The organism is Pseudomonas triticifolii, from assembly GCF_014358015.1.
Taxonomy (GTDB): Bacteria; Pseudomonadota; Gammaproteobacteria; order Pseudomonadales; family Pseudomonadaceae; genus Aquipseudomonas; species Aquipseudomonas triticifolii.
In genome coordinates this window covers 1-21,707 of record NZ_JACONV010000024.1, presented here as the reverse complement: position 1 = coordinate 21,707, position 21,707 = coordinate 1, and the positions used below count along the sequence as shown (strand labels likewise).

Genomic DNA, 21,707 nt, shown 5'->3' with positions numbered 1-21,707 from the left:
GAACAGGACCGCCTATGAACTTCCAGCAACTCACACGCCTGGCACAGGTCACCAGCCCGCTCGGTCCGGATGTGCTGCTGCTCAAGGAAATGAGCGGCGGCGATGAGCTGGGGCGGTTGTTCAACTACGACCTGCAGTTAACCTCCACCGATGGCTCGCTGGACCTCAACCAATTGCTCGGCAAGCCCATGTGCCTGTCACTGCAACTGGCGGGCGGTGCTCAGCGGTACTTTCATGGCATCGTTGCGCGCTGCAGCCAGAACGTCACCCGTGACCAGTTCGCCAGTTATCAGGTCACGCTGCGACCCTGGCTGTGGCTGCTGACACGCACCTCCGACTGCCGGATTTTCCAGAACCTGACCATCCCGCAGATCATCAAGCAGGTGTTTCGCGACCTCGGGTTCTCGGACTTCGAAGACGCCCTCAGCCGTCCGTACCGCGAGTGGGAATACTGCGTCCAGTACCGTGAGAGCAGCTTCGATTTCGTCAGCCGTCTGATGGAACAGGAAGGCATCTACTATTTCTTCCGCCACGAAAAGGACCGCCACGTACTGGTGCTGGCCGACGCCTACGGCGCGCATCACCCTGCGCCGGGCTATGAGTCGGTGCCCTATTTTCCGCCGGACGGCCAGCACCGCGAACGCGATCACATCAATGACTGGCGTCTGGCGCAAGAGGTCCAGCCGGGTTCGCTGGAGCTCAACGACTACGATTTTCAGCGCCCCAGCGCCAGCATCGACGTGCGCTCGGCCATGCCGCGCCCGCACACCGCAGGTGACTATCCGCTGTACGACTACCCCGGCACCTACGTGCAGAGCCAGGACGGCGAGCATTACGCGCGCACCCGCCTGGAAGCCCTGCAAAGCCTGCACGAACGCATCGAACTGAGCGGCAACGCACGGGGCCTGGGTGCCGGGCATCTGTTCAGCCTGACCGGCTTCGGCCGTCAGGATCAGAACCGCGAATACCTGATCGTCGGTGCCCGTTACTACGTGGCTCAGGAAAGTCTGGAAAGCGGCGGTTCGGGCGGCGGCGTGCAGTTCGAACTGGGCCTGAGCTGCATCGACGCGCAGCAGAGCTTCCGGCCGCTGGCCAACACCCAGCGTCCCATCGTCAAAGGCCCGCAAACCGCTTTGGTGGTCGGCCCCGCTGGCGAAGAAATCTGGACCGACCAGTTCGGCCGGGTGAAGGTGCATTTCTACTGGGACCGCCACGACCAGTCCAACGAAAACAGCTCGTGCTGGATTCGGGTGTCACAGGCCTGGGCGGGCAAGAACTGGGGTTCGATGCAGATCCCGCGCATCGGTCAGGAAGTGATCGTCAGCTTTCTGGAAGGCGACCCGGACCGGCCGATCATCACCGGTCGTGTGTACAACGCCGAACAGACCGTGCCCTACGATCTGCCCGCCAACGCCACCCAGAGCGGCATGAAAAGCCGTTCGAGCAAAGGCGGCACGCCCGCGAATTTCAATGAAATCCGCATGGAAGACAAGAAAGGCGCGGAGCAGCTGTACATCCATGCCGAGCGTAATCAGGACATGGTGGTTGAGGTCGATGAAAGCCACTCTGTCGGCCATGATCGGGTCAAAAGCATCGGTCACGACGAGACGGTATTGATCGGCAACAACCGGGTGCGCATCGTCAAGCAGGAGGATGTGCTGGCTGTCGGCAAGAACAAGACAGACAGCATCAGCCAGAGCTACATCATCGAAGTGGGCGAGAACCTGCGGCTGGTGTGCGGCAAAAGCGTGATCGAGCTCAATGCCAGCGGCCAGATCAATCTTTGCGGTGTGCAGATCAGCCTGCATGCCAGCGGCGATGCCCAGTTCAATACCGGCGGCGTGCTGCACCTGAACAACGGCAAGGGCGCGGACGCCGCGCCCGACGGACAAGGTGTCAAGGCGGCCATCGACGCCAACATCGCCAGTGCGTTTCCCAAGCCCAAATAACGAGAGTTCCGCCTTATGGCTTATCGCATTAATGAGCTTCAGTTCCAGCTGCCCGAGAGCGAGCTGCTGGACGCCTCGATCAACATTCTCAAGTTCCCGGCGCTGGGTACGTCGTTGATCGTCAGCCGCAGTCAACTGGCGGAAGGTGAAACGCTGCACAGCAACTTCGACACCCAATTGAAGCGGTTGGAGCAGCAGGTTCAGGACCTGCGCTATCAGCCCGTTCAGAACGCACGCCTGGGCGTAGATCAGTCCATTGATGGCATCGAGCTGCGCAGCCAGTTCAGCAAGGGCGCAGAGAAGGTCTATCAGTTTCAACTTGCCTTCGTATTGCCGGGCACACGCAAAATGATTGCGCTCAGTTACGTGAAGGCTCAACCGTTGGGCGATGCGGAGGCGGCCCATTGGGCCACCCTCAAGCAGACGCTAATCCTGGCATGAAGAGCGCCCTGAATGTCTGACGCTTTATGGGCCGCCCGACTGGGTGACGGGCTTGAGCACAGCTCGATGATGGCCGACATTCTGGGCGGCGTCCTTGAAGTCGCGGCCTACGCGGCGATTGGCTCGCTGGCGACCATGGCCGTCGTGGCCGCCACCGGGATCACCGTTGCAACGGGCGGGCTCGGCGCGTGTGTGCTCGGTGCCGTTGTGGGGGTGGTCGTCGGCGTGGCGATGAGCAAGACCGGTGCCGACAAAGGACTGAGCACGATATGCGAGTCCCTTGCCAACGGCCTGTTCCCGCCCACGGTACAGGCCACCGTTCTCACCGGCTCCACCGATACGCTGATCAACTCGATTCCGGCGGCGCGCGCAGCAGGGGCCGTGCCTGCGCACATGAACCCGATGGCGACGCTGCACAGCGATGACAACGCCGAAGAAACAGCGCCCGCCAGCCCCGACTCGATGTCCATGAAAAGTCTTGCAGCGCCTGAAGAGGAAAGCTTTCTGGACATGGCCAAAGGGTTTTTCTCGCAGCTGTGGCAACCCACCGTCGCGATGCCCGTCCCCGGCGCGGTGCCCAAGCCGCTGGACCTGGTCACCTGCATGAAGCATCCGCCGATGCCGCCGCAGTTTCTGGCAGAAGGGTCGGAGAAGGTCAGCATCAACGGTCAGCCTGCCGTGCGCAGCGGTGATCGCAGCACCTGCGAAGCCAAAGTGGTTTCGTCCGGGATGATCTCTTCCAACGTCACCATCGGCGGCGACTCGGTGGTGGTGCGGGAAATCCGCAGCGGCAAGACGCCGGGCGTGGGCCTGGCGCTGACCGTACTGATGATGCTCAAGGGCGGCAAAGGGAAGTTCCGCGCCAACCTGCCCTGCATGCTGCTCGCGGGGGTCAACTCCTTCGTCGTCAGTCAGGTAACGGGCGCGATTACCAACGCTGTGGCGGGCTCGCCCAATCCGGTGCACGCGGCAACCGGTGCCAAGGTGCTGGGCGGCGTGGATGAGCTGGATTTCGTATTGCCGGGCGTGCTGGCCATCGACTGGCAGCGCTTTTACAACAGCCGTGACGAACGACGTGGCGGGCTATTCGGTGCTGGCTGGAGCGTGACCTACGAAGTCAGTGTGCGCATCGAGCCGCACCCCGACGGCGGCGAACGGTTGGTGTACACCGACGAGCAGGCGCGCCGTATCGACATGGGCTCCATCCCGCTGGGCGGCGCGGTGTTCAGCGCTGGCGAAGGCCTTGCGGTCAAGCGCAGCGACAGCGGGCAATTGCTGATTGAAAGTGATGACGGCCTGTACCGGCTGTTCGAGCCGACACTGGCCGACCCTTCGCTGCTGCGCCTGAGCCAGCTGGGTGATCGTAACGACAACCGGGTTTACCTCGACTACAACGACGCCGGAAAGCTGGTGCGCCTGCGCGACACCCTCGACCTCGTACAGATCGAGCTGATCTACAGCGCGCAATGGCCTGACCGTGTTCAGCACATCGAACGCCTGTATCCCGATCAGCAGCGCGAAATACTGGTGACCTACGACTATGACGCACAGGGCGATCTGGCCGAGGTGCGCAACGCGCTGGGCCAGGTCCAGCGCCGTTTCGCCTACGACGCGGGCCAGCGCATGGTCGAGCACCAACTGCCCACCGGGATGCGCTGCTTCTATGAATGGGCGCACATCGACGGCATCGAATGGCGCGTGGTTCGGCACTGGACCGATGCAGGTGATCGCTATGCCTTCGATTACGACCTGAGCCAGGGCATCACGCGGGTCATCGACGGCCTGCAGCGCGTCAGTCTTCGTTACTGGAACGCTCAGCATCAGATCACCGAATACACCGACAACCTGGCCAAGACCTGGCGTTTCAAGTGGAACGATGAGCGCCAGTTGCTCGGTGCCGTCGATCCCAAGGGCGGTCAGTATCAGTACAGCTACGACGACGCCGGCAACCTGAGCGAAACCGTCGACCCGCTGGGTCGTCGTGAGTCGGTTCTGTGGCTGGAGTTGTGGTCGCTGCCGTTAGTGGAGACCGACGCTGCGGGCAACAGCTGGCAGTATCGCTACGACAAGCGTGGCAATTGCACCCACGAAATCGACCCGCTGGGCCAGACCACGCGCTATCGCTACGATGAGCGTGGCCAGACAATCGAGATCATCGACGCGACCGACAAGCACAAGACGCTGGAGTGGAACGACCTCGGCCAGTTGATCGAACACATCGACTGCTCGGGCTATCCGACGCGCTTTGGTTACGACCGGCACGGCTACCTGCAGGTGGTGACTGATGCCTTGGGCGAGCGCACGTTTTATGAGCACGATCGGCAAGGTCGGCTGCTGCGCTGTGAATTGCCGGACGGGCGCATTGAGCAATACCTGCGCGACACCAGCGGCCAGCTCACCGGCTACGTCGACCCGGCCGGGCACACCACGCGGTATCAATACGACCTGCGAGGTCAGGTGCGTCAACGCATCGATGCCGTTGGCAGGTCCGTGCAATTCAGCTACGACGCCTACGGTCGCCTGCAGGCCCTGACCAATGAAAACGGTGAAAGCTATCGCTTCGCCTGGGACGCGGGCGACCGCCTGACCCAACAGCAGGATCTGGATGGCAGCGCCCGTCGCTACGCCTACGATGCGCTGGACGACGTCATCCAGATGGAATACGCCCCCGCCCCGTTCGGCAACGGGATGGCGCTGGTACCCAACGAACCGGTACCGCCCATCAAGCATCAGTTGGAACGCGACGCGGTGGGTCGATTGATCGCCAAGGTCACAGATAACGGCCGCACGCAGTATCACTACAGCCCGGTGGACGACCTGACAGGGGTGGCGTTCGTCAGCGCTTCTGGCGAAGAGCAGACACTTGGTTTTACCTATGACGCGCTCGGCCAGTTGCGGGAAGAACAGAGCGCAGCGGGCAGCCTGAAATACCATTACGACGAACTGGGCAACGTGACCCAGACCCAACTGCCCGACGGACGCTGGCTCAACCGCCTGTATTACGGCAGCGGTCACTTGCATCAGATCAACCTGGACGGCCAGGTCATCAGCGATTTCGAGCGCGACCGGCTGCACCGCGAAGTGCTGCGCACCCAAGGACAGCTAAGCACGCGCAGCGAATACGACCGCAGCGGTCGGCTGCGTTCCCGCAAACGACGGCTCGCCAGCCAGTCGCCGATTCTTCCGGCACCCGCCCAGAAGCACTTCGACTACGACCCGGCGGACAACCTGATCGGTCGTCTGGATCAACAGCCGCGCGGCGAACAGCGCCAACTGCTGCACTACGACGGCACCGGCCGCATCATGGCCAGCCAGGACAACATTCAGGGCCAGAGCGAAACCTTTGCCTACGACGCCGCCGCCAACCTGCTCGACGGCCCGCCCACCAGCGCAGGCCTGGTGGTGCACAACAAACTGCTGACCTATCAGGACAAGCGCTACCGCTACGACGCATTCGGCCGCATGATCGAAAAACGCAGCGGCAGCAGTCGCGTGCAGCGCTTTGCCTACGATGCGGAACACCAACTGATCGAAGTCCGCACCGAACACGGCGCACGCACGACTGTCGTGACCATGACCTACGACCCGCTGGGTCGGCGCATCGGCAAACACGAACACGACGACCACGGCTTCCCGTTGGGCGAAACCCGCTTCACCTGGGACGGCATGCGCCTGATTCAGGAACACAAACACAGCCAGACCAGCCTGTACGTCTACGCAGACGACGGCTACGACCCACTGGCCCGCGTCGATGGCAGCGGTGCCCTGCAAAAAATCCGCTACTACCACAACGACCTCAACGGCCTGCCGGAACAACTCACCGAAACCGACGGCCACACCGTCTGGCAAGCCCGCTACCGGGTCTGGGGCAACACCGCCGAAGAAATCCGCGAACCCTACTACCTCGAAGAACAGAACCTGAGATTTCAGGGCCAGTACCTGGACCGCGAAACGGGGCTGCACTACAACACGTTTCGGTTTTATGATCCGGATATCGGCCGGTTTACCACGCCGGACCCGATTGGGTTGGCGGGTGGGATTAACCTGTATCAGTACGCGCCGAATCCGATTGGGTGGGTGGATCCGTGGGGGTTGCTGAATGAAGGAGAAGTGGCTGGGTATGGTGCAAAAGTCCACAAAAATGACGGTCTGGAAGCGCACGAAATTCTTCGCAATAAATTTCTTGAAGACAAAGGGATTGCGACAGGGCGAAGAGTTAAAGGAAATCCATCCATTGCTCTCACCCCCAAACACCATGACGACGTCCATGCGGAAGAAAACAGGCTTCGTGCAAAGATGGGGATGGGGCCGAATCAAATGCTAAAACGCGGAAAGCTTGAAATAAGATTAATGTCACAAGCCATACACAACTCTCTGGTCAGAACAGGGGTCATAACACAACAGCAACTTCGTACCGCACGAAGATCTGCCAGTGCCTTTGCAAAACGGAAAGGCTGCTTTTAGAGGACGAAAAAATGGGATTCAAAAAAATTCTAACCTCGGACACGGATAAATCATTCGGACAAATCGGAGGAGGCGCTTGGCTGAACACTACTGAACTATGGCCAACCGATCCAGAAACCGGAGATCTCATGTTACCTGTCCTGACGTTGACAGAACATGCACTGAATATTCAATACCTCCCTGAAGGCATGGCCTTGACTGTATTCATCTCTGTTCAGCGTTCTGGAGATTCATTTAAAAGATCTTCATTAAGAAATATAACCATCAACCAAAAAAGCGAGTTTGACGTCCTTAAAAAAGGCTACACCAAAGTACTTCTGCATGAAAAGTCTAATGAAGAGATTTTCCCGGAAAGCGCTGGAGAGCTCATAAACAAAAAGTACATCGACTTACAAGAATTTGACGAAGATGATGATGCGGAAGAAGCGGAGGATGATATCAATGGGGCGAGCATCAGCAAAGTGCTCGGTCGACCTCACTGGCTTCAAGACCTCATACCTGAAACGCCAAGATACTACTTTCTGGCACAGATAACCGATTACGATATTCGAAAAATCAGCCCACAGCATGAGGGGCTATTCGGTAACGGAATGGGTTATATATTTGCAGACAACCGAGCAAAAAAACTGGATGAAGGCGCAGACGGCGGCTATTTTTTTATCCAGTTCACCTGACACGTATCAGCCTTACTCAGACTTTTCATTATGAGCGCCCGGCGTGGTCAGAGTGAAAGCCTATCGGCGAACACGAACCCGATGACCAAGGATTCCCGCTGGGCGAAACCCGCTTCATTTGGCTGTGGACGACATGCGCCTGATTCAGGAACACAAACACAGCCAGACCAGCCTGTACGTCTACGCCGAAGACAGCTACGACCCGATGACCCCTGTCGATGGCAGCGGTACCCTGCAAAAGATCCGCTACTACCACAACAACCTCAACGACCTGCTGGAACAACTCACCGAAACAGATGACCGCACCGTTTGGCAGGCACGCTACCGGATCTGGCAAACTGAGCAGAATAATTAACCGTTACAGCGCTGAATTCATATCCAAGGCTCAGGCAAGGCAGCAGGTCGAATCCCTCCAACGCAGCCTTCGTAAGAAAACTGTGTCTGGACGCATACGAATCAAATCAAGCACCGGCCGACTTTGTTAAAGAGGATTTTATGTTTTATACACTGGCGATCAAAACAGAAAAGAGCTGCCCCGTATTTATTGATGGTGTGCTCAGTGAGTCCTTCTACCCAGGTGCTTACGATGAGGGCATGTCAGGCAGTTGGTACTACTCTGAACCGGGAGAGCCGCTTGCTCTACTGCCTGAAAAATTGCTGCTCATCACCAAGGATAAAGGTTATGACTTTGACTTCCGCACTGCGTTTGAAGGCCATATTGTAAGTGAGCAATTCCTGTCGATTTTCAAAACCTTGAAAACCGGCTAATGGGAAACAGCCGAGATCAGTATTGTGAATCCGAAGGGTGAAAGCGTGCCGGCAAAAAAATACTACTTCATTCGTCAGATTATGCAAGAACAAGAGACACCTGCTGTTATTGATTTTGACAAGTCGAACATTAACTACAGGAAAAGTGGGGAAATAAAAAACGTCATAGCCCTTGCGATCAAAGATGATGTGAAGCTGGATTTTTTTAGTATTTTTGAAATTAGCCTTTGGGGATACACCTTTGTTTCGTCGGACGCTGCCGAGGCGTTCTCGAAATACGAAATGAAGGGCTTTGAGCTCGTGAGCACCGAAAAAATCGGCACTGTCAGGCGGGCGTGATAGCGGTGAGGAGTCAGGTCACTCCCGGACAACGTTATTCGAGGGCGCGTACCTCAGACTTTGGTATACGCCAACCTAGAGCTGCACCGATTAACTCCATTGTCAGGCCCGCACCGAGCAACATAGCGTGTCCAAACGCACACAATCCACTACACAACTGACATGAATACCCCCGATAAGTAAATTACTCGAAACAAAACATTTTTTTCATCTTTGCTTCGTAAACTGTCCGGACTTCTACACACCCTGACGGTCCCTTTACATGAATCGCTTTCTCTGGAAGTTACTTCCAAAGTCTCAGCGCGAGTTATTGCTCGAGCGTCTTCCAGTCATTGACCGGCAGGTCGTGAGCAAGACGCTGGCGGGCAAGACCCGGTTTCCCGAGGTGTTTGACGAGCTGGAGTGTCTTTTCATCCATGTACCAAAATGTGCGGGCAGCAGTGTGGCCAAAGCGCTGTTTGACGGCGCGCCGGCGGGTCATTTGCCGCTTTACTGGTATGAAAAGCAGTTCAATGAGCGTTACAGGCACTACTTCAAGTTCGGCTTCGTCCGTGACCCGTTGCAGCGGGCGCTCTCGGCGTACCACTACTTGTTGCAGTCAACGCCCGGTCGGGATCAGGCTGCGGGCGAGTTGGTGAACAAATACCCCAGTTTCGATGCCTTCGTGGACAACTGGTTGTGCGCAGAAAACGTGACACGGCAGATTCACTTCGCGCCGCAGCACTACTTTCTGCAGAATTCGCTGGGCAGTCTCGATGTCGATTTCATCGGTCGCCACGAGAACCTCGACGCGGACTTTCGCACCCTATGCGCCCATCTGCATGTCAAAGGCGAGCTGCCGCACGTCAATCGGTCTGCCAGCCGTGGAGGTTCACCCGGTACGACCTGTTCCGCCGCTTCACGCCGCAAGGTGCGTGAGGTGTACGCTCGCGATTACGAGCTGTTCGCCTATGAATAGCGCCAGACCTCTTCTCGTCTCGCCTACGCTTTCGGTCAACCAGGCCATGCGTCAGGCGATGAAACGTCAGCGGGCCTGCTGCCTCTGGCTCACAGGTTTGTCGGGTGCGGGTAAATCGACGCTGGGCAACCAACTTGATGAAGCCCTTCAGGCCAAAGGCTTGCACAGCTATCTGCTGGACGGCGATCAGGTACGCCAAGGGCTTTGCAAGGATCTGGGCATGTCGGATGCGGATCGACACGAGAACGTGCGACGGATCGGCGAGGCTGCAAGGTTGATGGTCGATGCCGGGCTGATTGTGATCGTATCGGCCATCTCGCCCTTTCGGGCAGACAGGGACGCGGTGAGGCGACAGCTGGCAGCGGGCGAATTCATGGAAATCCATGTCAGCACACCCTTGGCCGAGTGCGCCCGTCGCGATCCGAAAGGGCTTTACCGCGCCGCGCAGCAAGGTCTGATCAGCCGATTCACCGGCATCGACAGTCCTTACGAAGTGCCTCGATATCCCGAGTTCGTCATCGACACCAGCCAGGACGATTGCCAGGCATTTATCTCTGACGTGATGACCCGCCTGACGCTCAGGGCCTCATGAAGCCCTGAGCGATCACTGATGGCTTACTACTGAGCGCCAAGCGCTCCGATCTTGCCCATGACGATGCCCGCGAACTGCTGCAGGGTCATTTTCTGGCCGTTGAAGTCGACCATTTCGTTGGCGTAATGGAAGTCGGAGACGATGTTGTCGCCGTCGACCTTGGCCAACTGCATCATTTCGGCCATGGCACTGGCCATATCACTGGCAGCGCTGGCCTGCTCGGCGATGACCTTCATGTCGGTCTGCCCGTCGCGGATCGCCTGCTGAGTTGCGATATCGCGAATCATCGGCTTGGAGACCACGACTTTCGCGACGGCTTCACCAATCGATTTGATGGCCAGCGCGTTGGCAGGCTGGTCAAGCGAACCCGGGTCGGTCAGGTCCACGGCAAGGCGGACATGGCTTTCGCCGTTGGCGGTCTTGAGCGAGAGCTTTTCCAGTTCGATGTGCGGCTTGCCGGCCAGCAGGGTTTTCAGCTGGGCGTTCATCAGCTCACGTTCGGCAGGCGTCAATTGCAATACGAACGGGCGCTCCTCAAGGATGGCTGCCTGCTGCTGCGGCATGATGGTGTTCTGGTAGAGCTGGTACAGCGCCTGCGTGGCCACGGCATTGAAGTTGCCGATCTTGAAGCCCATGTGCGCAGCGCCCACGTCCTTGCCGCCGTACGCGATCATGCCGATATCGTAGTTGACCTGAGCTGCGAAGTTTCCGGCATCTTCCTGGGCGAGGTTGGTGTTGGTGAAATCCTTGATCTGGATCTGCGGCTTGCCCAACGGCTGGAAGCCCGCATTCTGGATTTTCATGTTGGTGTGCCCCAGATAAAAACCGGAGCTGCCCTTGGTGCCACCCGTATCGAATGTCATGCCTTTGACGTCGATATTCACCGGGCCGTCAGGCGATGTGACATTGAGCTGCAGGCTGTCCAGATTGCCGTCGAGGCTGAACTTCTGCGCGTCCGCTGAAGACTCGGCGTTCACGGTCATGCCGGAAAATTTGAACGTGCCGTCGGCCTCGTTCATTTCCAGCGGTGCCATCTGCACCCAGCCTTTGGTAGCGCGGTCGTAGCCGATGCTTGCCTGCCCCTTGATGGGCGACACATCCTTGCTCATGGCGAACCATTTTTCCGCGCTGGGGCTTTTCTCCATCTCGAAGTTGCTCAGCGCCATGACCGGCAGCAGGTTGAGTTTTTTCAGGCGCGACAGCGGGATCGGGCCATGTTGAATCTGGTCCACGAACAGGAACTGCCCCCCCAGGGAGCTATCCGAAAGGTTCTGAATGTCGACGCGGTAGTGCGCGGTGCTGCTGAAGAAGTGCCGGTCCAGAGAGACCATTTCGAGGGTGACGCTGGTGTCGGTGCCCTTGAATGACTTCGCCAGCTCCTGATTGGCCTTGCCGATCGAATCGGTCAACGCGCTTTCCAGTTGAGTACCGGTGTACCAGGCGCCAGCCGTTGCCAGAGCTCCTGCCACGACGATCACGCCAACCGCTATACCTGCTGATTTATTCATAGTGACTCGAAGATGTCCGTTCTGATGATGGGGGGTCGTCCCTGGAACCACAGCGCATGTGTTTGCACGCAGGGTTCATGGGTCGACAGGGCTTTGCGCACTGCCGAAAAGTCGCGAGAGGTTATCATCGGCCGCTCACAACGGCCCAGTGTTCTCGGCCAGTTCTGTGGGCGATTACGCTTTTATTGCGGGCTGTTGGACATGGCCTTCTGCCTTTTGTTGCAGGCTCGCGCCATGGAATCGGGAATTTGCCAGCCATTCCCTGAAACATGGGGTAGCCATGTTCTTTGCCGAAACGTTAGGCTGGAAACAAATTTGCAAACCGGACGGAATCACATGAGCGCAGTTCAAACCCAACGAGGCCCGATCAAGGCTGTCATTTTCGATATGGACGGCCTGTTGCTGGACAGCGAAGGCATCTACACCGAAGTCACTCATCTGATCGCCAGCCGCCATGGCAAGACCTTCGACTGGGCGATCAAGCAGCACACCATTGGACGGGGTGCTCTGGATTTTGCCGAGTACGTGACCCAGACGCTTGAGTTGCCGATGTCTGCGCAGGAGTTCCTGGAGATTCGTCAGCCCATGCTCGACGAGCGCTTCCCGCACTCCCCGGCCATGCCCGGTGCCGAGGCGCTGGTTCGCCACCTGGCCGAACACAATATTCCGATTGCAGTCGGCACCAGCTCGTCGGTGCACTACTTCCACGCCAAGACCACCCTGCATCGCGCCTGGTTCGAGTTGTTCGAAACCGTGGTCACGGCGGATGACCCGCAAGTAACGGCCGCCAAGCCGGCTCCGGACATCTTTCTGATCGCCGCCAGCCGTCTGGGTGTGTCGCCCGCCGATTGCCTGGTCTTCGAAGACTCGCCATTTGGCGTGACGGCAGCCAAAGCGGCCGGCATGTACGCGGTGGCAGTGCCGGATTCACACATGCCGCGCGAGCAATACGAGCACGCAGATCTGGTGATCGGCTCTCTGGCCGAGTTCTCGCTCAAGGACTGGGGTCTGCCAGACCTCAAGTGATCCTCACAAGGCTGACGGGTCGTTGCCTCAAGCGACACCCGGTCAGTGCATCTGTCTGCTTGCAGGCGCGCTGACCTTTCAACGCGCCGGTATGTTCGATTGAAACCGCGTGAATGACATGGAGGATGTTAAACATGAATTATCGTGTTCTCGGCCAGTCCGGCCTCAAGGTTTCCACGTTGACCCTGGGTTCGATGATGTTCGGCGAGCAGACCGCCGCTGAAGAGTCGTTGCGCATCATCGACAAGGCGTGGGATCAGGGCGTCAATTTCATCGACACGGCAGATGTCTATAACGCCGGTCGTTCGGAAGAAATCGTGGGCCGGGCGATTGCAGCCAATCGCAGCGACTGGGTGGTGGCGACCAAGCTGGGCTTCAGCGCACCCACCACTGTGCCCAACCGCTCAGGCCTTAACCGCAAGCATGTTTTCAACGCAATCGAGAACAGCCTGAGACGGCTGGACACCGATTATGTGGATATCTATTACCTGCACAGAGAAGATCACGATACGCCGCTGGAGGTGACGGTTTCGGCCATCGGCGAGCTGATTCGCCAAGGCAAGATTCGTCATTGGGGCGTCTCGAACTTTCGCGGCTGGCGGATTGCGGAAATCGTCCACGTCGCGCAGCAGCTCGGGGTGGACAAGCCGGTTGTCAGCCAGCCGCTGTACAACATTGTCAATCGACAGGCCGAAGTCGAACAGATCACCTCGGCAGCCTTTTACGGGCTCGGCGTCGTGCCGTTCAGTCCGCTGGCACGCGGCGTACTCAGCGGCAAATATGCACCCGATATCGCACCGGACAGCAGCAGCCGGGCCGGGCGTCAGGACAAGCGCCTGCTGGAGACGGAGTGGCGCGTCGAGTCGTTGCGTATCGCGCAAAGCATTCAGGCCTATGTGCAGGACAAAGGCGTGGGCATGGTCGAATTTGCCATCGCCTGGGTGCTGAACAATCAGGCGGTCAGCTCGGCCATCGTCGGCCCCCGTACCGAGCAGCAGTGGGATGGCTACACCAAGGCGATGGACGTCACCATCACCGCAGAAGACGAGGCGTTCATCGACTCTCTGGTAACGCCTGGCCATTCGTCGACACCTGGCTTTAACGACGTTCAGCATTTCGTGTCCGGGCGCCTGCCGCGCCAGCGGGCCTGAACCACCGTGCGGCCTTATGCCGCGATACGGTTCACTAGGCGAGTTGAGAGAGGCGTTTCAGCTCGCCTTGGCATGAAAATGATTGTGGTAAATCGATGGGCGTATAAAAGCTCATTCAGTATGTGGGGCCGATGAGCGCTAAGATATTATTGACGGGTTCCACGATGACTCACTGAAATGCACTTCATGTACTGCGCTGAAAAAATGAAAGATGTCTCTGCTCTCGCGACTTCCCGGCAAGTCTTGGCTAGTCTGTTAGCAATCCAGTGGTTTATTGGATCCTATCCAGCCAGGTTGGTAGAGAAGTATGGCGATGCGTAAATCAGATAGAGAGGCCTTCCTGCTCTCGGTATTGGGCAACGAGCAACCCCCGGCGCACCTTGCCAGGGCAGTGATCGAAGAGAAACTGCGTAACGCAATTATCGATGGCAGCCTGCCCAGCGGCACTGCGATGCGCCAGCAGGAATTGGCAACGCTGTTCGGCGTGAGCCGGATGCCAGTACGCGAAGCCCTGCGACAACTCGAAGCACAATCGCTGCTGCGTGTCGAAACGCACAAAGGTGCGGTTGTGGCGCCATTGATCACCGAAGACGCTGTCGATGCCTATGCGCTGCGCATTTTGCTGGAGTCAGAGGCCTTGCGCTTGTCGGTTCCATTGTTGACTGAGCAGGACCTGGCGACTGCAAGGGGCTACATCGAGCAGCTCGAAGTCGAGACCGATTACACCCAGATCGGCAGGCTTAACCGGTTATTCCACATGTCCTTGTATGCCAGAACACCGAGCAAGCGCCTGATGCACCTGGTGGAGCAAGGTTTGAACGAAGAAGAGCGTTTTCTGCGTTTCAATCTGTCGTCCATGGGACTGGGTAAACTCTCTCAGGATGACCACTGGGAACTGCTTCGTCTGGCGGAAGAAAAAGCTGTGGAACCGATCGTGGCAGCGTTGCAGCACCACCTCAACCGCGGCGTTAAGGCAATTACCCAATTCCTGAACAGCAAAGCGGCCACCGAGCCCCCTCGCACTCGCAAGAAAAGCCCCGCCTGACCGCGCCGGCTACCCCGCACGTCCGGCAAGCGCCGCTTACCGGACTGCACATCCCCCGCTCCGCCCGCCTCAGGCTCCGCAGACGTTCAGTCTGACGGCGCGTTTTTACGCCTAATTTCCTGAGCCCTCCGGTGGTATGCCACTGGAATAAGGCAAACTCGTTCGTGATCTGGGTGGATCCAACCGGAGGATCGACTTTGGTCAGGATTCAACTGCCCTGCAGGTACCGGGCAGTGATCTGTTGATTTTAACGCAATGAAAAGGAGTCAGCGCACCGGGCAGAGAGACATTGGAAGTCGTTTCCGATATCGCTCGCAAAAAATACAAACCTTTTAATTGTTCGGCATAACGGCAACGCTGAACGAGGCATTCGTTCATTATTATTAATTCTGATCCCTGTTGATCGGAAGGGTTGCCTACACCCCTGTAAAACATGAACCCTCTGTTTTATATAGCCACTTACACCCTGCAAATCAGACAACTTAAATAATGTAAGAAAATAATTGCGCACGTTGCTAATTGTGTTTTAACTTTTCCACACAGCCGAAGCAGGACACTGCTTAAACGCGCAGAGACCGCGTTTTAAAAGGCTGTCGGCGAACGCACGGTACGCCGAACCCTAACTTGCAGCGGTACGACGAATGGGAGTGACCCTGAACTCTGTCTTTTAACAGGCTGTTGGCTGCCTGCAATTAATACGTATCGACCTCTGTGCATCAGCGCCGTAAACACTGCAACTTTAAATCTATACATCTGCCTTTCTACGACTAAGGTAACTCGCTATGCATTGCCAAAAAACACGCCTGGACCACAAGAAACTTGAACTTAGCCGCCACGCCATTTTCGGTGAGATCTGCTCGCTGGAGGTATTAAGACGGTTCATGGAAACCCATGTATTCGCGGTCTGGGACTTCATGTCGCTCACCAAACGCCTGCAACAGGAGCTGACCTGCACACAACTGCCCTGGCTCCCGCCCAAGGACGCCGCTGCGGCCAGGTTGATCAACGAAATTGTATTGGGTGAAGAATCGGATGACCGGTTGGGACACGGACATTACAGCCATTTCGAGCTGTATCTGGATGCGATGCGCGAAATCGGCGCCAGCACACTGCAAATCGAACGTTTCATTGAGCTTCAGAAGCAAGGCGTGCATTACACGACCGCATTGCAGCGTGTCAACGCAGGTCAGGCGGCATCGGTGTTCGTGACGAATACCCTCAACACAGCATTGCACGCCCCCGCTCACAGTGTGGCAGCGGCGTTTCTGCATGGCCGCGAGAGCGTCATCCCGCTGATGTTCCAGAGCATTCTCGATGACTGGGGCATCACCGGTGATCAGGCTCCGACCTTTCGTTACTACCTGGAACGCCACATCGAAGTCGACTCCGAAGACCACGGGCCCGCTGCAGAAAACCTGCTGGCGCGACTGGTAGCGGGCGATCCACGGCGCGAAAGCGAGGTGTACGAGGCCGCCATCGCCGCAGTGGAAAGCAGGCTCCAGCTGTGGGACACGCTGCGCGTCACCCTGCGCGCCCCACAGATGCAGGTCAGCGCTTAACACCGGTCCGCTCCCAAGGGCTGCTCTCAGGAATCAGCCCTCAAGCCACTCCAAGGAAGCCATCATGAAAGCAGAAGACTACAGCTCGTTCATCGATGCGTGGGAAGGTCGCGCCACCATTCGTACTCGCCCACGCCGGATCGTCGAGAACGATGGAAAACTGATCTATCCGCTCAGCCGACAGCCGCTGGTGCTGAGCGAGACCTTTAGCCGCGAATGTGCGCACCTGCGTGATTACGCTCTGGTGCAGAGCCTCTACAAATTCATCAACGATGTGGTGATCTTCGAAACAGAGATCGTCGACAAGACCGCACGCAGTATCGCCAAGGACCACTTTGCGATTCGCTTCCCGTTCGCCTGCCGCTATGACGCGATGACGGTGGTAGTGGATGAGGATTATCACGCGCTGGTCGCGATGGACTTCATGCAGCAGACCATCGCGCTGACGGGTATTGACCCTATCGAGCTGCCCGGCGAAATCGAGCTGAGCCGGGCCATTCCGGCGGCGCTGGCGCTGGCACCGGAACATCTGCGCAGCGCTGTGGAATTGATCTGCGTGGCCATCGCGGAGAACACGGTGACCAACGACGTGGCAGCTTTTGCCAAGGACGATTCGGTCAAGCAATCGGTCAAGGGTCTGATGGCTGACCACCTGCTGGACGAAGGTCGGCACTCAGGTTTCTGGTCACGACTGGTGCGTATTTACTGGCACACCGCTAGCGAGAACGACCGCCAGTGCATCGCCGACATCATGCCGGTGTTCATCGCACAGTACCTGACCAGCGACATCCAGCACGGCTTCGATTTCGCCCTGATCGAACATCTGCCCGTTGCTGAACCCATCAAACAAGCCCTCAAGGCCGAAACCCTGGCGGTCAGTTTTCCCATCAATCGTCATCACCCGCTGATCGGTAACATCGTGCGCTTCTTCAAGGCCAGTTCGATGCTGGAAACCCCTTGCGTACAGCGGTCCCTGGCTCAATACCTGCCTGCGCAGGGGATGCTGCAATGAAGCGCCTGGAGATCTTGCTTGTTGGTCATAGCCTGACCCTGAGCGAACTGAATACCGAGCTTCAGTCGCATGGCCATGCCGTGCATCACCTGTCCGACCTTGCTGCGCTGCAGTCGTGTGATCCCGTTTCAATGCTGATCGAAGATGGCAGCCTTGCGTTGAGCAGCGAGCAATTGCAGGGCTTGGGCGAACCGGCGCTTCTAAGTCTGCGCGTGGGCCTGGAGCCCGTCCCGGGTTCGCTGCCGCGGCTGGAACTGCTGTGCTGGCACGGTTCGGCCAAGGCCCGGCGTTTGATCATTCGGCAATGTCTGCCCGTTGAGTCATCAGGCAACGGACGAATGCTGCGCGATGAGGCCATTGCCGCGTGGGTGGAGATCGTTGCATTGCAGGTGAGCCGACGCTCTCGGGACGATCATTACTTCGTGCATTTGCCAGCAGCACAGCCCGCTCAAAGCGAACGCCAAGAGGGATTGAGTGCCATTGATGCGCTGCTGTTCGAACATCAGTTGAACAACACGCAGCGGCCTCATCTGTTGCAACGGGCCGAGACGCCGCTTACCCAGTGGCTGGCAACGGCCTTACAGACCTTCGCCGAGCGGCCAGCCCTGTCGGTTCAGGGTCAGTCCTGCAGCTATCGCGAACTGGCAATGCACGCCGCCGCTATCCAGCTTCATTTGTTGCCACTGATTGCACAGGCGAACAAGACCGACGCGCCACCTGTGATCGGCCTCTGCCTGCCCAAGTGCACAGCGTTGTATGCCGGGGTGCTCGCGATTCTGGGCTGTGGGGCTGTCTACCTGCCACTCGACCCGGCTCTTCCCCTTCAACGGCAGCAATACATTCTGGAAAACTCGGGGGCGATGCTGCTGTTGCATGACGGCTCGCACCCGCTGGCTGCCGCCGAATTCCCCGCGCTCAACATCGACGCTATGCAGCTTACGGAAACGGGCCATGTCGCTTCGGTTTTTTCACCGGACTGTGATGCGCCGTGCATGGCGCTTTATACCTCCGGCACGACCGGCCATCCCAAAGGCGTATTGCTCAGCCAGCGCAACCTCAGCCACTTCACGGCATGGTATGCCGACTATGTTGGCCTGACTGAATACAGTCGAGTGCTGCAGTTTTCGACCTTGAGTTTTGATTCATCAGTGATCGATATTTTCCCGACCTGGCTCAGTGGTGCTGAACTGGTAGTGCCCGATGAAGATCAGCGACGCGACCCGCTGCAACTGATCAGTGTTTTGAAAGCGGGCATCACTCATGCATTTCTGCCGCCCGCGTTGCTGAGCATTCTGCCGCTCGATCAGCCACTGGGGCTTGAACATGTCGTGACAGGTGGGGACGTCTGTGAGCCTCACGTCATCGCGCAGCTCACTGCGCAGTGCCATTTCCACAATTTGTACGGCCCCACCGAAGCCACCGTGCTGGTGACGGCAGGCCAGTTCCAGCCACACAGCAGCAATCGCAATCTCGGAAAGCCAATCGCCAACAGTCAGGTCTGGATTCTCGACGAGCAACTGCAGCCTGTGGCGCAACAGACTCAGGGTGAGCTGTACATCGTCGGGCCAGGGGTCGGCCTGGGTTATATCAACAATCCCGAGCTGACGGCTGAGCGTTATGTATGGCTGAAGCGCCCGGACGGTGAACGATTACGGGCCTATCGCACTGGAGACATGGCCAAGTGGACAGCGGACGGCATCGAGCTGAGCGGGCGTCGAGACAATCAGGTAAAGATTCGCGGCTTCAGGGTCGAGCCGGAAGAGATCGAGCATTGCCTGCGTGCGAGCCAGCTGTACAGGCAGGTCGCAGTGGTCGTCGATGCGCACCGGCGCATTCTGGCCTTCGTTGCTCAGCCACATGGGCCTGAAGGTGATGACGCGACACTGAGCGCCCTGAAGGCTCATGTGCAGCAGTTGCTGCCTGACTACATGCACCCGATCGCTTACACAAAAGTCGACGCCTTGCCGTTTGCCAGCAACGGCAAGACGGATCGCAAGGCGTTGCTGGAGATCCCCGTGGTTTTCAGCGATCAGCATTCCCGGCGCCTGCCAGAGACCGAGCGCCAGGAGCAGCTGTTAGCGCTATGGGCCGAACTGCTGGAACTGCCATCGGCCGATATCTCGACGGACGAAAGCTTTTTCAATCTGGGCGGTCACTCGATTTTGCTGTCGCGCATGTTGCTGGAGATTCGGGAACGGTTCGGACGCAGTATTCCCATCAACCGCTTCATCGAAGCACCCACCTTGCTGACGCTGGCAGGCTTGATCGACAGCGAAGGCAGCTCAGGCTACACCATCAGTCCACAAGCGCTGCGGGACGCCAGGCCGGACATCCAGTTGACGACGCTGCCTGTCAGCCAACTGGGCGACGTGCATAAAGTGATCGTCACCGGGGCCAACGGGTTTCTGGGTGTGCATATCGTGCAGGCGCTACTGGACTGGGGTGCGACCGAGATTGCGTGTCTGGTGCGTGAGTCGTCAGGGCAAAGCGCTCAGGATCGCTTCGAACAATCGCTCGCCGAGAACAGGCTGGGTCATCTGGACCTGAGTCGGGTAACGGTCTATGCCGCCGATGTCACGCAACCCTGTCTGGGTTTGAGCGAGGCGGTGTATGAACGGCTGGACCGGGAATTTGGAGCACTGGTCCACAACGCAGCCAACGTGAACCATGTTCAGGATTACGAGACGCTGGCCAGAGACAACGTGGCGCCGGTCTTCGAATGCCTGAAGTTATGTGAGGGGCGCAGCAAGAAGGTCTTCAATTTTGTCTCGACCTTGTCAGCCTGCAGCGCCATCGATAGTGCCGGCACGGTGCTTGAAAAACCCGCTGCCGACACCCCACCGATTTACATCAAGAATGGCTACAACCTCTCCAAATGGGTCGCCGAACGCATCCTGCAACACGCCAGGAATCAAGGCGTATGGGTCAACATTTACCGTCCCGGCAACATCGCATTCAACCGCCATACCGGCGTGTGCCAGCCACAAAAGAACCGCTTGATGCTGATGCTCAAGGGGTCACTGCAGCTGGGGCAGGTTCCGGAGTTCGACATCAATTTCGACCTGATGCCGGTGGACTTCCTGGCGCGCTTCATTGGCTTTCATGCCAGCCGTTATCAGTCCGAGCGTGCCGTTTTCAATCTGCATAACCCCGAACCCCTGAGCTGGAACGGCTACGTGGAATCGTTCCGCGAAGCGGGCCGCGAGTTCGAGCTGGTCAGCGTTGCCCAATGGCAGGCTCAGCTTAACCGGGTCGATAGCGATAACGCGTTGTTTGGCGTACTCGGCTTCTATCTGGATGGCTTTGAAGAGGACATCGGGGACATCTCGATGATCGAGTACCAGAACACCCTGGCTGGTATCCGCCAAATGGGCGAGCAGTACCCGCAGAAAACCCCGGCGCTGTTGCGCAAGGGCTGCGATTACCTGAAGGAAATCGACTTCATCTGAGTCGAGTCATCAATCAAGTGCAATGGAGAACGACATGAACACAATCCACAACAATCTCAAGCCCGACACGCTGATCAAAAATCCGACCCTGTGCCGCGTTGTATCGGCAGTGGAGATCCCCAGTGATGCCAACAGCGTCTGGGCAGTCGTAGGCGACTTTGGAGGCTTTCAGGCCTTTATTCCTGCCCTGGAGAGCACTGAGGTCACGGGTAAAGGTGTTCGCTCGGTGCGCAAGAAGCTGTTCAAGGACGGTAACGTTGCGATCGAACAATTGAACAGCCGAGATGATCAGGCCCTGTACATGACCTGGTCATTGATCCACACCAGTCTGCCTGTGGGTCAGTTATGGGCTTCGATGACAGTACTGGCTGTGAGCGAGAATGAGTGCATCGCGACGTGGACGATCATTGCCGAACCTGACCAGGGAGGAGCCGAGGCACTGCCGGCATTCGAGACGTTTCTACAGGGGTTTGCAGACAGTGCCATGAGCAATGTCCGCAGTCTCTTTGCCTGACTTCGACGTTCCATAGCCGGAAAAGACAAAACCCCTCACCGCGCGAGCGATGAGGGGTTTCGGAATTGAATCTTGACGATGACCTACTCTCACATGGGGAAACCCCACACTACCATCGGCGATGCATCGTTTCACTACTGAGTTCGGGATGGGATCAGGTGGTTCCAATGCTCTATGGTCGTCAAGAAATTCTGTGGCCAATCCGTCAATAAGCGACGTATCGGCGAAAATGAATGACTTCTACTAAAAGACAAAACC

Annotated in this window: 15 protein-coding genes, 1 rRNA gene and 1 pseudogene; 15 read left to right on the top strand and 2 right to left on the bottom strand. The window is 57.8% G+C overall.

The annotated features are described in order from the left end of the window. Positions 1-14 precede the first annotated feature (14 nt). The 8 genes and pseudogenes from H8S56_RS21490 (at position 15) to cysC (ending at position 10,185) form a co-directional block, all read left to right on the top strand. Complete coding sequence (locus H8S56_RS21490; RefSeq protein ID WP_024695766.1) at positions 15-1,949, top strand: type VI secretion system Vgr family protein; 1,935 nt, start codon at positions 15-17, stop codon at positions 1,947-1,949. 15 nt (positions 1,950-1,964) lie between these two features. Beyond that, positions 1,965-2,390, top strand: coding sequence for a DcrB-related protein (locus tag H8S56_RS21485; protein WP_187519714.1), 426 nt, complete (start codon positions 1,965-1,967; stop codon positions 2,388-2,390). A gap of 12 nt (positions 2,391-2,402) precedes the next feature. Next, complete coding sequence (locus tag H8S56_RS21480) at positions 2,403-6,854, top strand: RHS repeat-associated core domain-containing protein (protein WP_235986842.1); 4,452 nt, start codon at positions 2,403-2,405, stop codon at positions 6,852-6,854. Between the two features lie 11 nt (positions 6,855-6,865). Then, positions 6,866-7,528 carry a hypothetical protein gene (locus H8S56_RS21475; protein WP_187519713.1) on the top strand — a complete coding sequence of 221 codons (663 nt, stop codon included), beginning with the start codon at positions 6,866-6,868 and terminating at the stop codon, positions 7,526-7,528. A 133-nt stretch (positions 7,529-7,661) separates the two neighbouring features. Next, on the top strand, positions 7,662-7,883 hold the full coding sequence (locus H8S56_RS21470; protein WP_187519712.1) for a hypothetical protein: 222 nt from the start codon (positions 7,662-7,664) through the stop codon (positions 7,881-7,883). A gap of 140 nt (positions 7,884-8,023) precedes the next feature. Beyond that, positions 8,024-8,635, top strand: a pseudogene (locus H8S56_RS25050) (Imm43 family immunity protein). Between the two features lie 262 nt (positions 8,636-8,897). Next, positions 8,898-9,593: a sulfotransferase family 2 domain-containing protein gene (locus tag H8S56_RS21460; RefSeq protein WP_187519711.1), complete on the top strand. Its 696-nt coding sequence runs from the start codon at positions 8,898-8,900 to the stop codon at positions 9,591-9,593. Next, positions 9,586-10,185 carry an adenylyl-sulfate kinase gene (gene cysC, locus H8S56_RS21455; RefSeq protein ID WP_187519710.1) on the top strand — a complete coding sequence of 200 codons (600 nt, stop codon included), beginning with the start codon at positions 9,586-9,588 and terminating at the stop codon, positions 10,183-10,185. Before H8S56_RS21460 ends, cysC begins: the two co-directional genes overlap by 8 nt. A 26-nt stretch (positions 10,186-10,211) precedes the next feature. On the opposite strand, the gene H8S56_RS21450 is transcribed toward cysC, so the two are convergent. Continuing rightward, the gene (locus H8S56_RS21450) at positions 10,212-11,693 is read right to left on the bottom strand and encodes a YdgA family protein (protein ID WP_024689443.1); all 1,482 of its coding nucleotides are present in this window, start codon (positions 11,691-11,693) and stop codon (positions 10,212-10,214) included. Between the two features lie 336 nt (positions 11,694-12,029). Between H8S56_RS21450 and H8S56_RS21445 the strand changes: the two genes are divergently transcribed. From H8S56_RS21445 to H8S56_RS21415, 7 genes are all read left to right on the top strand, one after another. After that, on the top strand, positions 12,030-12,719 hold the full coding sequence (locus tag H8S56_RS21445; RefSeq protein ID WP_024689442.1) for an HAD-IA family hydrolase: 690 nt from the start codon (positions 12,030-12,032) through the stop codon (positions 12,717-12,719). A gap of 134 nt (positions 12,720-12,853) precedes the next feature. Then, positions 12,854-13,870: an aldo/keto reductase gene (locus H8S56_RS21440; RefSeq protein ID WP_187519709.1), complete on the top strand. Its 1,017-nt coding sequence runs from the start codon at positions 12,854-12,856 to the stop codon at positions 13,868-13,870. A 313-nt stretch (positions 13,871-14,183) separates the two neighbouring features. Further along, positions 14,184-14,915 (top strand): GntR family transcriptional regulator, encoded by a 732-nt coding sequence (locus tag H8S56_RS21435; RefSeq protein WP_187519708.1) that lies wholly within the window; start codon positions 14,184-14,186, stop codon positions 14,913-14,915. 782 nt (positions 14,916-15,697) lie between these two features. Beyond that, positions 15,698-16,474 carry a DUF3050 domain-containing protein gene (locus tag H8S56_RS21430; protein ID WP_024689439.1) on the top strand — a complete coding sequence of 259 codons (777 nt, stop codon included), beginning with the start codon at positions 15,698-15,700 and terminating at the stop codon, positions 16,472-16,474. A 64-nt stretch (positions 16,475-16,538) separates the two neighbouring features. Then, positions 16,539-17,486 (top strand): diiron oxygenase, encoded by a 948-nt coding sequence (locus tag H8S56_RS21425; protein WP_187519707.1) that lies wholly within the window; start codon positions 16,539-16,541, stop codon positions 17,484-17,486. Beyond that, entirely contained in the window at positions 17,483-20,935 is a 3,453-nt protein-coding gene (locus tag H8S56_RS21420) for a non-ribosomal peptide synthetase (RefSeq protein WP_187519706.1), read from the top strand. The genes H8S56_RS21425 and H8S56_RS21420 overlap by 4 nt, the downstream gene beginning before the upstream one ends. 34 nt (positions 20,936-20,969) lie before the next feature. Further along, complete coding sequence (locus H8S56_RS21415; protein WP_024689436.1) at positions 20,970-21,449, top strand: SRPBCC family protein; 480 nt, start codon at positions 20,970-20,972, stop codon at positions 21,447-21,449. Positions 21,450-21,519: 70 nt separating this feature from the next. Here H8S56_RS21415 and rrf read toward each other — a convergent pair. Then, positions 21,520-21,635, bottom strand: a 5S ribosomal RNA gene (gene rrf / locus H8S56_RS21410). Positions 21,636-21,707: the final 72 nt, after the last annotated feature.